Genomic DNA, 12,718 nt, shown 5'->3' with positions numbered 1-12,718 from the left:
CATTTACGTGACACCCATCAGCGGTCGATTCACGCCGGCATCACGCCCATGGAGCCGGTACGGAGGCTCCGCCTGCTATGCCGACGCGGCGATAAGGCTCTTCGGGCGCATGTCGGTCCAGTTCCGCTCGATGAAGTCCAGGCAGGACTGCCTCGCGTCCTGGCCGTAGGCGATGGTCCACCCGCGCGGGACGTCGATGAAGACGGGCCAGATGGAGTGCTGGCCCTCACCGTTCACCAGGACGTAGTAGCTGGCGTCGTTGTCCTCAAAGGGGTTCGTCATGGTCTCCTCTTCCTTCTCCGTCAGTGGGTGTACTGCTCGCGGGTGCTCAGCCCGTCCAAGACGTCCGGACCGTAGAATTCCCGCACCCAATTGGTGTGATAAAGCGTGTCGAGATATCGCTCGCCGAAATCGGGCGCGATAGCCACCGCGGTCACCTGGCCCGTCGGCCGGTGTTCCGCAAGCCACCGGCGCGCGCCGGCGATCACGGTGCCGGTGGAGCCGCCGAACATGAAACCGGTCCTGGCGAGCTGATGGCAGACCCGCACGGTCTCCGCCTCCGGCACGTGCACGACGTGGTCCACGAAGGACTCGTCGAGCAGCGCCGGACGCACACCGGCGCCCAGGCCCGGAATCATGCGCAGCCCCGCCGGTACGCCGAAGGTGACGGAACCGACGCTGTCGACCGCGACGATGGTCACGCCGGGGTGCGTCTGGCGGAAGTACCGGGCGCAGCCCATCAGAGTGCCCGTGGTGCCGGCTCCGACGAACAGCACGTCCAGCTTCGGGAACCGGCGCGCTATCGCGGGTGCGGTGACCCGGTAGTGGGCCTTCCAGTTGTTGGGATTGGCGTGCTGGTTCAGCCACACGTACCGGGGGTCGCTCTCGCAGCGTTCGCGTACGTAGTCGAGCCGCGCGCCGAGCAGGCCGCGCTCCGGATGCCCTTCGGTGATCACCTTGACCCGGCTGCCCATGCTCTCTATGAGCAGCCGCGTGGCCAGGTTGCACCGGGCGTCGGTGACGCACTCGAAGGCGTAGCCCCTGTTGGCGGCGATCATGCTGAGTGCCACGCCCAGGTTGCCGGACGAGGACTCGATCAGGATGGAGTCGGAGCTCAGCAGCCCCTGGCGCTCGGCGGCGTCCACCATTTCGGTGGCCGCCTTGAGCTTGATCGACCCCGCGAAATTGAAGCCCTCGCACTTGAGGTAGACGGGGAGGTCCATCGTGGAGTGAAGGTCGAGGTAAAGGTCTTCCTGATTGAACTGCTCAGGAGCATCGACGATCGGCAAGACCTCAGCCTCCCGACCCGTAGCGGCTGAGCTCGTGGAAGAAACCCGGCACGACCATAGGCTCCACCTGGGCGCCGGTAATCACCGCGAACGGCGGCACGTGTCCTTGCATGGATTCCACTCCATCCTCGCGGGGGCCGGTCCGTTCTTCGGACGACCCCCTCGACAGGCATTCGGACCAGGCCACTGCGGTGTGCGAAATCCGCGCGTTCCCCTCCTGGGGAATGGGGAGTTCGGCTCGGCGCAGTTCAGTCGACATGGGTTGAACCCTAGATATCAACCGGTCGTGGCGCATTCATCCATCGAATACCTCTATATGGAGCTTCACCCGTGGCATCGGATTGCCGTGGCGCCGCGGGTTTTGCCGCTCAGTGGTGCTCGAGCACGCGCTCCGGCAGGGGAGGCGCGGTCGTCCGCCGCCGGTAGTACGCGATCGCCGACACCGTCAGCAGCGGGGCCCAGGCCAGCAACGGGAGGTAGCAGGCGACGAGGAGAGCCTCTTGGGCGGCGGAATTCGTGAGGTCGCCCGAAGCCAGGCTGTGGGACTGGGTGACGCCGACCAGGATGCTCAGGACGAAGAGCGCGGCCGCACCCAGCAGTGCCGGAACCACCGCCGCGAGCGGGCGTACCGGACGGCCGCCGATCAGCGGGATCCAGCGCGGCACGACCTCACCCCATGGCTGCACCAGACCGAGCGTCAGCAGGGCGAGCGCCTCGGAGACCGCCGTCAGCGTCAGGACGTACAGCACGCCCCAGCCGGTGTGGACGGGCTCCGAGGCCACCGGGACCCCGGCGACCAGGGCGAGCCGCCACAAGCCCGACGGCAGAGTGGCCAGTGGTACGGCGTAGGCGGCGAGAACGGCCCAGCGCGGCACGTCAGGTACTACATTCCCTCTCAGCATGTGATCCATTCTCATCACGGGGGCGTCGCCGCACCTCAACCAACGGGGCGATCCGCCTCCCCCGAACGGGGGAGACGCATGCGCGGTCAAACCTGTCGCGCGCGGGGCGGCCCGCCCTCGGCCGGCCCACCCTGCCGGGTGACCCAGGAGCGGGGCGAACGGCTTCCGTGCCAGAGATCGGGCCATCGCGCACCGCGCGGGGAGCCGGAAGGTTCCTGTGCCGTAGGGGAGTTGCGCATGCCGACGGTGGCGGCGAGCACGGCGGCCACCGCGGCCAGCTCCTCGTCGGTCGGATGTCCCCGGACGACGTGGAGCACGGGGGACGGCCGGGAGAGCGAAGGGCCTTCGGTCTCCGTCATGCCGGCTGGTTTCCGTGCTTGCGCACCGGGAGGGGCGCGTGCTTCTCGCGGAGCATCGCGAGGGCGCTGATGAGCACGTCGCGGGTCTCGGCGGGGTCGATGACGTCGTCTATGAGGCCGCGTTCGGCCGCGTAGTACGGGTGCATCAGCTCGGCCTTGTACTCCTTGACCAGCTGGGTGCGCGTGCTCTCGGGATCGTCCGACGCGGCGATCTGACGGCGGAAGACCACGTTGGCGGCGCCTTCGGCGCCCATGACCGCGATCTCGTTGGTGGGCCACGCGTAGGACAGGTCGGCGCCGATCGAGCGGGAGTCCATGACGATGTACGCGCCACCGTAGGCCTTGCGCAGGATCAGCGAGATCCGCGGGACGCTGGCATTGCAGTACGCGTACAGCAGCTTGGCGCCGTGGCGGATGATGCCGCCGTGCTCCTGGTCGACACCCGGCAGGAAGCCGGGCACGTCCACGAGCGTGACCAGCGGGATGTTGAACGCGTCGCAGAACTGGACGAAGCGTGCGGCCTTTTCCGAGGAGTGGATGTCGAGCACGCCGGCCATCGACTGCGGCTGGTTGGCGACGATGCCCACCACCTGTCCGTCGAGCCGGGCCAGGGTGCAGATGACGGAGGCCGCCCAGCGCTCGTGTATCTCCATGTGCTCGCCGTCGTCGACGAGTTCCTCGATGACCCGGCGCATGTCGTAGGGCCGGCTGCCGTCGCTGGGTACCAGGCCGCGCAGCGTCTCCCCGGAGGGGTCGGCCGGGGCTCCGGCGGGTACCGCGGGCGGGACCTGCCGGTTGTTGTCCGGCAGCATCGACAGCAGGTAGCGGACTTCGGCGAGGCAGGTGTCCTCGTCGTCGTACGCGAAGTGCGCGACGCCCGAGACCTGGGCGTGCACGTCGGCGCCGCCCAGACCGTTCTGGGAGACCTGTTCGCCGGTCACGGCCTGGACCACGTCGGGCCCGGTGATGAACATCTGCGAGGTCTCGCGGACCATGAAGACGAAGTCGGTCAGCGCCGGTGAATAGGCGGCGCCGCCCGCGCAAGGCCCGAGCATCACGCTGATCTGCGGGATGACGCCCGACGCCTTGGTGTTCCGGGCGAAGATGCCGCCGTACCCGGCCAGCGCCGAGACGCCCTCCTGGATGCGCGCACCAGCACCGTCGTTGAGGCTCACCAGCGGAGCTCCGGCGGCGAGTGCCATGTCCATGATCTTGTGGATCTTGGTGGCATGGGCTTCGCCGAGTGAACCGCCGAAGATGCGGAAATCGTGGGCGTACGTGAAGACCGTGCGGCCGTGTACGGTGCCCCAGCCGGTCACCACGCCGTCGGTATAGGGCCGTTTGTCCTCCAGGCCGAATCCGACGGCCCGGTGCCGGCGCAGCGTCTCGACCTCCCGGAAGGAACCTTCGTCGAAGAGCAGCGCGATGCGCTCACGAACGGTCAGTTTCCCTTTCGCGTGCTGCTGCTCGGTGGCCCTGGCGCTGCCCTGTTCGGCCTCGTTCCGGATCCGTCGCAGCTCGGCCGCGCGCATCGTGCTGTCGTCCAGCTTCATGAGTCACTCCCTACATGCCGTGCGAGCGGGTCGCTGGGCGTTTGCCGCCGCCCCGGAAGGGGGTGCGGGTGCAGGCTATTTCGTGCGGGTGGCCACGACGTCGCACAGGGCGTCCAGGGCCCGCAGCGGCGGCCCGGCCGGAAGCCCGCGGAGTGCCGAGCGGGCCATGGCGAGCCGCTCGTCCCTGATCGCGCGGGCCTGCCCCATGGCCGCGGATTCCCGCAGGAGGTCCAGCGCCCTGCGGTGGTCCTCGCCCGCGAGCCCCGTGGGGGAGCTCAGCAGGGCGCGCAGTTCTTCGTCGCCGGCGTCCTCGCCGGTGAGGGCCAGCAGGACGGGGAGGCCGACCACGCCGACCGAGAGGTCCTTGCCGTGCTCTTTGCCGGTCAGCGCGGACGAGGAGGTGATGTCGAGCAGGTCGTCGGATATCTGGAACGCCACTCCGAGCTGTTCGCCGTACTCCGCGAGTGCGTCGCAGACGTCTGCGGACGCCCCGGACTGGAGCGCGCCGAGCCTGAGCGAGAGGGAGAGCAGAGCCGCCGTCTTGTGCGATATCACGCTGAAGTAGTGGGGCAGCGGGCCGTCATCCGCCGTTGGTCCGAGGAGCTCCAGCAGCTGGCCCCGCACCAGGCGCTCGGAGGTCTGCGCGTGCAGTGGCATGGCCGAGTGCACGAGTCCCGCGGAGAGCTGGGCGGACATGGCCAGGAGCCAGTTGCCCGCCATGACGGCGACGGAGTTGCCCCAGCGGGCGTTGACGCTGGGCACCCCGTGGCGGATGCGGGCCTGGTCCATGACGTCGTCGTGGTAGAGCGAGGCGACGTGGGTGAGCTCGGAGACCACGGCGGCATCGATGACGCCCAGGGCACCGGCATCTCCGAACTCGGCCGCCAAGAGGGTGAGCAGAGGCCGCAGCCGCTTGCCGCCTGCTGCGACGAGATAGCCGACCACGTCGGCCACGTACGGGTCGGAGGCCCGCCCGGCGCATTCCACGAGCCGCTTCTCCACCAGTTCCAGACTCCCGGACAGCCGGCTCTCCAGCTTGTCCTCCCGCACGACGATCCGGGAAACCAGCGAACGGACTCGGGCGCTTGCGGTCAGCGTTGACATCCACCCCTCCCCTCTTTCCGGGGCGCGTCCCCGTCGTCACGGCCCTCCACGCTCGACCGTAGGAGGGAGGTGTCGGCAGGGCACAGGAAAACCCGTACCACTGTCCGCAAGAGGACATGAGGCAAGGGGATCGGGCCGATTCCCGGGCGGAGTTCCGGTGCGGCTGTCAACAACCTGTCGGCAATCGCGTTCGGAGCCTTCGATTCCGTGCCGGCGCGCAAGACTTGGCGGACAGCGCTCGGGCCGCGGCCGCCGATCGGGCGGAGCTCCAGCCTGCCCGCCGGTACCGCCTGCCTTCTTGGCACCCGGCGTTGCGCTGCTGCCGTCCGGACACCGGGCGGCCAATGGTGCTGCCTGCCGCGAACCCGCGGTTCTGCACCGTATCCATTTCCAAAGGAGCGTCATGTTCGGACGGATAGGACGGTTCTCCGTCAACCGGCCTTGGCTGACCATAGTGTTCTGGATCGTCGCGTCGGTTGCGCTGGCCGGCCTGGCCCCCGAGCTGAAATCCAGTACCGACCAGGCCGACTTCCTGCCCTCCCGGTACGAGTCGGCACAGATAATGAAGATCCAGGAGGAGTCCTTCCCCCAGCAGGAGACCCCGGCGGCCGTCGTGGTCTTCCAGCGCAACGACGGCGCCGCACTGACGGATGCCGACAAGGCCGCCGTGGCGAAGGTCACCGAAAGCCTGCAGGCGAAGCGGTACGAAACCTTCAAGAGCGTCGTGACCTCGCCCGAGGCGGTGTCCAAGGACGGCAAGATGGCGCTCGCGAGCGTCGTCTCCGCCGAGAAGGACCCGGCGGCCGAGGCCGGCCTCGAGTCGATCCGCAAGCTGCGCACGGACGGCAAGGCCGAACTCCAGGGCAGTGAGCTGAAGATGGGCGTCACGGGTCCCGTGGCACTCATGGTCGATGCCAAGGAGGCGGCCGGCGACACCGACGCCATGATCATGATGGCCACCCTGGTCCTGATCATCGTGCTGCTCGGGGTCATCTTCCGCAGCCCGCTCATCGCTCTCCTGCCGGTGCTGATGATCGCGCTGATGTTCATCGCGGCCAACGGCCTGATCGCGACCGCGAGCGAGCTCTTCGGGCTCGAGGCCGACGCCAGCAACTCCGCCATCCTGATCGTGGTGCTGTTCGGCGTGGGATGCGACTACATCCTGTTCCTGCTGTTCCGGTACCGCGAGCACCTGCGGGCCGGGCAGGAGCCCAAGCAGGCCCTCATCGAGGCGGTTTCGCGAGTCGGCGAGACCATCGCCTCCGCCGCCGGCGCCGTGATCGTCGCCTTCCTGGCCCTGGTGTTCTCCACCATGGGCAACATGCGTGCCATGGGCCCCTCGCTGGCGATCTCCGTCGCCGTGACGCTCGTCGCCGCGCTGACGCTGGTGCCGGCGGTGTTCTCGCTCCTCGGCACGAAGGCGTTCTGGCCCTCCAAGGCCTGGAAGAGGGCCCCGAAGGACCGGCTGGCCGGCAAGGCCGGCGCCATCGCCTCGCGGCGCCCCGGCCTGGTGGCCGCCGTCGCCACGGGGCTCCTCGCCGTCCTCGCACTCGGCGCGTTCGGCTTCAAGCCCGGGTTCGACCAGGAGAGCTCGCTGCCCAAGACCCTGGAGTCGATCCAGGCCAACGCCGATCTGCAGAAGAGCTTCTCCGCCGGCGAGACCGAGCCGAGCCTGGTCTTCGTCAAGTCGAAGGAGGGCGCGCAGCTCGACAAGGCCGCCCTCGACACCTTCCGGCAGTCCATCGCCGCGGTGGAGAACGTCGGGGACGTCTCCCCGGCCGTGCTGAGCCCCAAGGGCGATGTCGCCCTGTACAACGTGGTGCTGAAGTTCCGGCCCTCTTCCGAGCAGGCCATCGAGCTGGTCGCAGGGGACCTGCGGGACGCGGTGCACAAGAACGCGCCCGAGGGCTCGAAGGCGCTGGTGGGCGGCAAGACGGCGGTCCTCGCCGACATCGAGGACGCCGTCAAGCACGACTACAGGCTGGTCTTCCCGATCGCAGCGCTGGCCATCATGCTCATCCTGGGCCTGCTGCTGCGCAGTGTCGTCGCCCCGCTCTACCTGATGCTCGCAGTCGGCCTCGGCTTCACCGCGACCCTCGGCTCGGCGGTCTGGCTGTTCCAGAACATCAAGGGCGAAGACGGACTGCTGTTCTCACTGCCGATCGTCGTGTACCTGTTCGTCGTCGCCATCGGCACCGACTACAACATCCTCATGGTGGCGCGACTGCGCGAGGAGGTGCGCAAGGGCCGGTCCACGGCTGAGGCCGTGCGCCTCGCCGTCTCCCAGTCGGCACCGACCATCGGCTCGGCGGCCGTCATCCTGTCCGGCACCTTCGGCGTTCTGATGCTGGCCGACAACTCCATGCTCCAGCAGATGGGCTTCGCGGTGGCGTTCGGCATCCTGCTGACGGCGTTCATCATGGCGCTGCTCCTGGTGCCGACGCTGACCGCGCTGATCGGCCCGAAGGCATGGTGGCCGGGCAGCGGGACCGGGAACCGTTCCGACGTCCACGAGGAGTTCACCGGGGGGACCCGGCAGGAAGAGCCGGCCACCACCGGCAGCCGCTCCTAGCCCGGGCGTCCGCAGAACGCGGACGGGCGGGCGGACGGACAACGGGCCGGGCGGGAACCTCGAAATGGTTGCCGCCCGGCCCTCGCGCATTCTCCGCTCAAGTGCGCAGCTTGCTGCCATACGAGGTCTCTTGTCCCGGTACGAAGGCTAGCCTCCCTCCCGAGCCTTGTCCCCCGGGGGCTGCCAGCGGGCAGTGGGCGTCGGGCAGTGGTCGGTGAGAGACAACGAAGGGAAGTGGTGAAAGCGGTGAACCGTCGGTGGGTGGCCTCCGGTCCCCGGCACAAGGGGGGCCTCGCAGAACGTGCGGCTCCCGGCCGCGGCGCGGCCGGGTCCGGCCTCGATGCCCTGGAAGGCGCCCTGCTCAAGGCGCACGGGATCATCGAGTCGGGTATGTACACCCAGCGCGGCGCACTCGCGCAGAGCCCGGCGCAGTGGACACCGCCGTCGCCGGGCGGTGGGGCGACGGACGCGGACCACAGAGTGGAGCGGTTGATCTCCCTCGCCCAGTGGTCCGTCGGCATGGTCCTGCCGGACGGCGGCGACCAGGTGCGGGCCATGATCGCGGCCGTGGAGAACCTCGGCGAGAAGCGCCGGCGGGGGCTCGTCATCCGGCTGCTGTGCACGTCGAATTCGCCGGATGGCGAAATGGCGTGCGCCCTGGCGGGCAGCGGGATGGCGTCCTCGATTCGGGTGGCGACGACCCGGTCCCAGGAGGCCGTGATCGTGGACGGAAGGGTGGTGTTCCTCCCCGGAGACAGAACTGGTCGCGGCCGCGCCACCCTACGGAGTCCCGCCGTGGTGCGGGTGCTGGAGTCCATGTTCGCCGGCGCCTGGGATACCGCCGTGCCCCTGGCCGACTACGACCGCCTGCGCCACCGTGCGCACAGCGAGACGGCGCGCAGGGTCCTGAGGCATCTCGGCGCGGGGCTCACGGACGACGCGGGCGCGCGGGCGATGCGGGTTTCGCTGCGCACCTACCGCCGTCATGTGGCCGAGCTCATGCGGGCCCTGGATGCCAGCACACGCTTCGAGGCAGGTGCCCGGGCCGTCGAGCTGGGGCTGATGCCCTGTCACGGGTGATGCGGCCGTGTACATCGCTGCATCAGGGCTGCGCACGGGACACGCGGGCCGTGACGGCCGTACGGATCCACGCGTCAGGGAATACGAGATCGGGTGGCCCCTCCTCGAGGTCAGTGCCCTGATAGAGGAAATGGTTGCCGTGCACCGAGACAGGGAGTCCGAAGCGTCATCTGTCGTTCCGGTGAAACCGGACGAGACGACGGTGATCGCCACGGCCGCGGAACTTATCGGCCGGGCGCGGCAGTCGGTGGACGTGTCCTTCGCCGAGCACACCACCCGCTCCCGGGACATCGACGAACTCCTGCGGGCGCTGGTGGCCGCGCGAGGCGATGCGGTCCGCGTACGTCTGCTGTTCGCCCGGTCCGCGCCCGGCCGTGACCGGCTCTGGGAACGCCTGGACCACCCCGCGGCGAGCGGGGGCTTCGATGTCCGGATCGCCCGCGTCCCCCTGGTCGACTCCCTCATCGTGGACGGCCGGAGCGCTCTGCTGATCGCCGATTCGCCCATCGGGCCGCAGGCGTCCGTCACCCGAGGGGCCGGGGTGGTAGGGGCACTGCGCGCCCTGTTCACTGCCGTGTGGAACGGCGCCGCCCCCGCACCCGGGCAGATCGACTGGGGCGACCGGGCCCGTTCGGAGTTCGCGGGACGGATCCTCGGGTGTCTGCACGCCGGGATGGCGGACGAGCTGGCGGCCCGTGAGTTGTCGGTGTCCATGCGGACGTACCGGCGCTACGTCGCGGAGATCATGACGGCCCTCGGAGCGAACTCCCGCTTCCAGGCCGGTCTTCACGCGGCCGAACTCGGCCTGCTGCCCGTCGTGGGAGCGCACGGGGCCGTGCCCGACGCCTCCCGGGGAGCCGGGACGGCGGACGGACGCGCGGACGGGCCCGGGGGGAGGAATGGCAGCTTCCTGTAAGGGTGGTTGCGGTGGGAAGGCCGGTGCTGTCCAGAATGGCCCTGGAGTTCGGCTCCGCCGGACCGCGGATCCGGTCCCTTACGGAGACCTCCTGACTCCGGTCGGCCACGCGTACCCCGAGTCGGCCGACCGGGTGCGAGACCGGGGGCCGTGCGCAAACTCCCGCCCGAAAGACTTCCGACGTCGAAACGGCCGCTGTGATCCAAGTGCAGCGTTCCGTCGACGACACGTACTCAATGCAGCGAAGGAATCAGCGAACAATGAACCGCCGAATCGCAATGACCGCGGCCGCCACCGCCGCACTGGTGTCCCTCACCGGGGGCGCCGCGATCGCGGCTCCCGCCCAGGACACGGGCCGGACCGGGCAGTCCTGCGAGGGCGTACGGCTCTCCGGCGAGCTCCCCGTACCGCCGGCCGGTCAGGCGGTTCGGCAGCAGGTCACCATCGGCCCCGACTGCAAGCCCGAGCTCGGGCCGGTCGAGTACGTCGAGGCCTCCGGTGCGGCGAAGCCGGGCAAGTCCCTCCAGGCGGCCCCGGCGGCCGGCGAGACCTCCAGCCGCCAGGTCCGCAGCTGGAACGAGATGTTCGACTGCTGCAACATCCGGATGACCGGCGTGTACACCGCCTCCACCTGGAACACGGCCGACAACCGGGTCACCACCGCCTCCACGGCGGCGACCCAGCAGTGGAACCGCGAGCCGTGGAACGCCGGCTGGTCGCTGAACGCGGCGAGCGGCAAGGACGACTGCACCACGCTCTGCCCCTCGGTGAACTCCGAGGCCCACGCCGACTTCACCTACCGTGGGATCTTCGACCCGACCGGAAAGTGGTACGCGAACGCCCACCACTCGTACATCCGGCTGAACGCCGATTTCACCGCGACCTGCACCTTCGACGTGGAGCTGAAGCACAGCTTCGTCGGGTGGAACTGGCAGCGCGGCTGCGAATGAGGAGTGCTCAGCGGTCCGGCTGCCCCGTCTGGGGCCGGGCCGCTGAGGACGCGGGGAGCGGGAGCAGACCCAGTTCGGCGGCCCGTACCCCGGCCTGGAAGCGGGAGCTCGCCCGGAGCAGGGACATGATTTCGGCCACGTAACGCCGGTAGGTCCGCACGGAGACGGCCTGCTCGCGCGCGGCGACCTCGTCGGTGACCCCGGCCTGCAGGGCGCCGAGTATGCGCTGGGCCAGTGCGGCCTGGTCGCGGTCGCCGAAGATGATGCTCTCGCCTGCGGGCACCGCATCGCTCCAGACGCTCTGGAAGAAGGTGCTGAGGGTGTGCAGCACCTCCGGCACCCGGATCACGGAGGACCGGCGCCCGACCGTGGACTCGGCCACCACGAAGGCGGCGCTGCCGTCGACGATGAGCGCCTGCAACGGGGGCATCCGCGCCACGCGGACCGCCACCGGTCTCTCCCTGCCGAACTGCTCGCGCACGAATTCCTCGTCGAGCAGGGGCGGGATGGTCAGCAGGCGTACGCAGACCCCCTCGGCCGCGCCGTAGAGCAGATCCCGCTCCGCCCGCTCCGATTGACGCGCGGCCTGGTCCGAGACGCTCGGACGCCGCGCATGGACGATCTCAATGCTGCGGGTGGCCCCGTTGATCAGCTCCCGGGCGGTGTCGAGCACGGTGCTGTAGTTGATGTCCACCGTGGTGATGAGCCGCTCCTGCACACTGCGGTCGCGGTGGATGGCGACGGACGACTCGATGAGCGACTGCACCTCGAGCAGAGCCTGTTCCAGTTCGTCCTCGCGTCGATCGGACACGTCTTCTCGCCCCCCGATTTCCTTCATGCGGGTGAGCCACCCTAGGTGCAGGGCGGCTCACCGACCCATGGTCCTACGTGGTCACGCAGACAGCAGACCGAACTCCACCGCACGAACCCCCGCCTGGAAGCGGGAGTTGGCGTCGAGCTCGCGCATGATCTCCGCGACGTACCGCCGATAGGTGCGCAACGACACATTGATCTCGCGTGCCGCCGCCTCGTCGGTCTGACCCGCGCGCAACCGCTCCAGGATGCTGCGGACGAGTTCGGTGCGCAGGCGGGGGCTGCGCTGCAGGTGGTCCGCGAGCTTGCGGCCGCCGGACCAGGCGCCGGCGAAGAGCAGCTCCAGAGCGCGGACCGCGGCCGCGTCGTTCACGACGGCAAATTGCCCGCCGGTCCCGGGACCATCCGCCGGGACGAGTGCCGCCACGCCGTCGACCACGAGGACGCCGCGCAGCTCACTGTCGGAGACCCGCACATCCAGCCGCGGTTCCGGGAGCCGGCGGAGCCGGTTCGCCGAGACCTCCGTGGCCTCGGCCGTGCACAGCACCCGAACCGTCGCCCTGGAAGGGCTCTTGCCCAGTAACCGCAGGACGGAGTCCGTGAATTCGCCCGGTCCGGTGAGTGCGATCGCGACGGAGTGACGCCCCCGGGCGATGAGCTGCTCCATGACATCACCCAGCTGGGCGGTGCTGTTGCGCGCGACCGGTGAAGGGACCACCAGGCGCTGACGGTGCATCGAGACAGTGGACTCGATCAGGGAGCGGGCCTGAAGCAGCGCGTGCTCCAGGTGGGCGGCGTGTTGCCCGGCCGCCCATCCCCCTGGGGTGTCCATTTCCAACCGATCAACTACGGCATCCATTCTGTATCCCCCGTTGAGTTTGCCATGGTCCAGTCTGCTGTCGCACCCGCGTTCTGCACCGGCCGGCCACCAGGGACGCGTGCCCCCGAGCCTCGTGTAATTGGTTGCAGATTAAAGGAGTCGGACTGTGGTGATCTTGGGCGAGCGGCAGTCAACTTGAACCGGTCAGACCCTAGATCGAATAGTCAGATTGAGTCAACTTGCGGGCGGCCCATCTCGCTTGGCGAATACCTCGAGCGGAACTTGAGTTCGCAGCGTGAGGGAGCCCTCCGGGCAGTGTCAGTAAGCTGCAGCGGCAACCCGGAAGCGGTAGCTCCGATT

The 12,718-nt window shown here is 69.2% G+C and carries 13 protein-coding genes; 4 read left to right on the top strand and 9 right to left on the bottom strand.

Features of this window, described 5'->3' with window-relative positions:
• Positions 1-75 precede the first annotated feature (75 nt).
• The 7 genes from RIU97_RS10605 to RIU97_RS10575 form a co-directional block, all read right to left on the bottom strand.
• A complete protein-coding gene (locus tag RIU97_RS10605) occupies positions 76-282 on the bottom strand; it encodes an MbtH family protein (protein WP_404955559.1) in 207 nt (68 codons plus the stop codon).
• 20 nt (positions 283-302) lie between these two features.
• A complete protein-coding gene (gene sbnA / locus RIU97_RS10600) occupies positions 303-1,289 on the bottom strand; it encodes a 2,3-diaminopropionate biosynthesis protein SbnA (RefSeq protein ID WP_404955557.1) in 987 nt (328 codons plus the stop codon).
• A gap of 4 nt (positions 1,290-1,293) precedes the next feature.
• Positions 1,294-1,548 carry a hypothetical protein gene (locus tag RIU97_RS10595; RefSeq protein ID WP_404955555.1) on the bottom strand — a complete coding sequence of 85 codons (255 nt, stop codon included), beginning with the start codon at positions 1,546-1,548 and terminating at the stop codon, positions 1,294-1,296.
• A 109-nt stretch (positions 1,549-1,657) separates the two neighbouring features.
• Positions 1,658-2,191: a hypothetical protein gene (locus tag RIU97_RS10590; protein WP_404955553.1), complete on the bottom strand. Its 534-nt coding sequence runs from the start codon at positions 2,189-2,191 to the stop codon at positions 1,658-1,660.
• Between the two features lie 86 nt (positions 2,192-2,277).
• On the bottom strand, positions 2,278-2,550 hold the full coding sequence (locus RIU97_RS10585) for an acyl-CoA carboxylase epsilon subunit (RefSeq protein WP_404955551.1): 273 nt from the start codon (positions 2,548-2,550) through the stop codon (positions 2,278-2,280).
• Entirely contained in the window at positions 2,547-4,103 is a 1,557-nt protein-coding gene (locus RIU97_RS10580) for an acyl-CoA carboxylase subunit beta (RefSeq protein ID WP_404955549.1), read from the bottom strand. The genes RIU97_RS10585 and RIU97_RS10580 overlap by 4 nt, the downstream gene beginning before the upstream one ends.
• 75 nt (positions 4,104-4,178) lie before the next feature.
• A complete protein-coding gene (locus tag RIU97_RS10575; RefSeq protein WP_404955547.1) occupies positions 4,179-5,207 on the bottom strand; it encodes a polyprenyl synthetase family protein in 1,029 nt (342 codons plus the stop codon).
• Between the two features lie 403 nt (positions 5,208-5,610).
• Here RIU97_RS10575 and RIU97_RS10570 point away from each other — a divergent pair, with 403 nt between their 5' ends.
• The 4 genes from RIU97_RS10570 to RIU97_RS10555 all read left to right on the top strand — a co-directional run bounded on the left by RIU97_RS10570 (position 5,611) and on the right by RIU97_RS10555 (position 10,725).
• A complete protein-coding gene (locus RIU97_RS10570) occupies positions 5,611-7,779 on the top strand; it encodes an MMPL family transporter (protein ID WP_404955545.1) in 2,169 nt (722 codons plus the stop codon).
• 246 nt (positions 7,780-8,025) lie between these two features.
• A complete protein-coding gene (locus RIU97_RS10565; protein WP_404955543.1) occupies positions 8,026-8,859 on the top strand; it encodes a hypothetical protein in 834 nt (277 codons plus the stop codon).
• 139 nt (positions 8,860-8,998) lie between these two features.
• Positions 8,999-9,775, top strand: a complete 777-nt coding sequence (locus RIU97_RS10560; protein ID WP_404955541.1) for a LuxR family transcriptional regulator — start codon at positions 8,999-9,001, stop codon at positions 9,773-9,775.
• 260 nt (positions 9,776-10,035) lie between these two features.
• Positions 10,036-10,725, top strand: coding sequence for a hypothetical protein (locus RIU97_RS10555; RefSeq protein ID WP_404955539.1), 690 nt, complete (start codon positions 10,036-10,038; stop codon positions 10,723-10,725).
• 7 nt (positions 10,726-10,732) lie between these two features.
• Here the strand turns inward: RIU97_RS10555 and RIU97_RS10550 are convergent, their stop codons facing one another.
• Positions 10,733-11,536: a LuxR family transcriptional regulator gene (locus RIU97_RS10550; protein WP_404955537.1), complete on the bottom strand. Its 804-nt coding sequence runs from the start codon at positions 11,534-11,536 to the stop codon at positions 10,733-10,735.
• An 81-nt stretch (positions 11,537-11,617) separates the two neighbouring features.
• On the bottom strand, positions 11,618-12,370 hold the full coding sequence (locus RIU97_RS10545) for a DNA-binding response regulator (RefSeq protein WP_404955535.1): 753 nt from the start codon (positions 12,368-12,370) through the stop codon (positions 11,618-11,620).
• Between the last annotated feature and the right edge of the window lie 348 nt (positions 12,371-12,718).

Source organism: Streptomyces sp. 147326 (genome assembly GCF_045000215.1).
Lineage (GTDB): Bacteria > Actinomycetota > Actinomycetes > Streptomycetales > Streptomycetaceae > Streptomyces.
This window is presented reverse-complemented; position numbering and strand designations above follow the sequence as displayed.

What these genes read in the sequence shown, in the direction of transcription:
- RIU97_RS10590 (WP_404955553.1), bottom strand. Translation starts at nt 2,191, where the DNA reads ATGCTGAGAGGGAATGTAGTACCTGACGTGCCGCGCTGGGCCGTTCTC.
- RIU97_RS10585 (WP_404955551.1), bottom strand. Translation starts at nt 2,550, where the DNA reads ATGACGGAGACCGAAGGCCCTTCGCTCTCCCGGCCGTCCCCCGTGCTC.
- RIU97_RS10580 (WP_404955549.1), bottom strand. Translation starts at nt 4,103, where the DNA reads ATGAAGCTGGACGACAGCACGATGCGCGCGGCCGAGCTGCGACGGATC.
- RIU97_RS10595 (WP_404955555.1), bottom strand. Translation starts at nt 1,548, where the DNA reads ATGTCGACTGAACTGCGCCGAGCCGAACTCCCCATTCCCCAGGAGGGG.
- RIU97_RS10570 (WP_404955545.1), top strand. Translation starts at nt 5,611, where the DNA reads ATGTTCGGACGGATAGGACGGTTCTCCGTCAACCGGCCTTGGCTGACC.
- RIU97_RS10555 (WP_404955539.1), top strand. Translation starts at nt 10,036, where the DNA reads ATGAACCGCCGAATCGCAATGACCGCGGCCGCCACCGCCGCACTGGTG.
- RIU97_RS10575 (WP_404955547.1), bottom strand. Translation starts at nt 5,207, where the DNA reads ATGTCAACGCTGACCGCAAGCGCCCGAGTCCGTTCGCTGGTTTCCCGG.
- RIU97_RS10605 (WP_404955559.1), bottom strand. Translation starts at nt 282, where the DNA reads ATGACGAACCCCTTTGAGGACAACGACGCCAGCTACTACGTCCTGGTG.
- RIU97_RS10545 (WP_404955535.1), bottom strand. Translation starts at nt 12,370, where the DNA reads ATGGACACCCCAGGGGGATGGGCGGCCGGGCAACACGCCGCCCACCTG.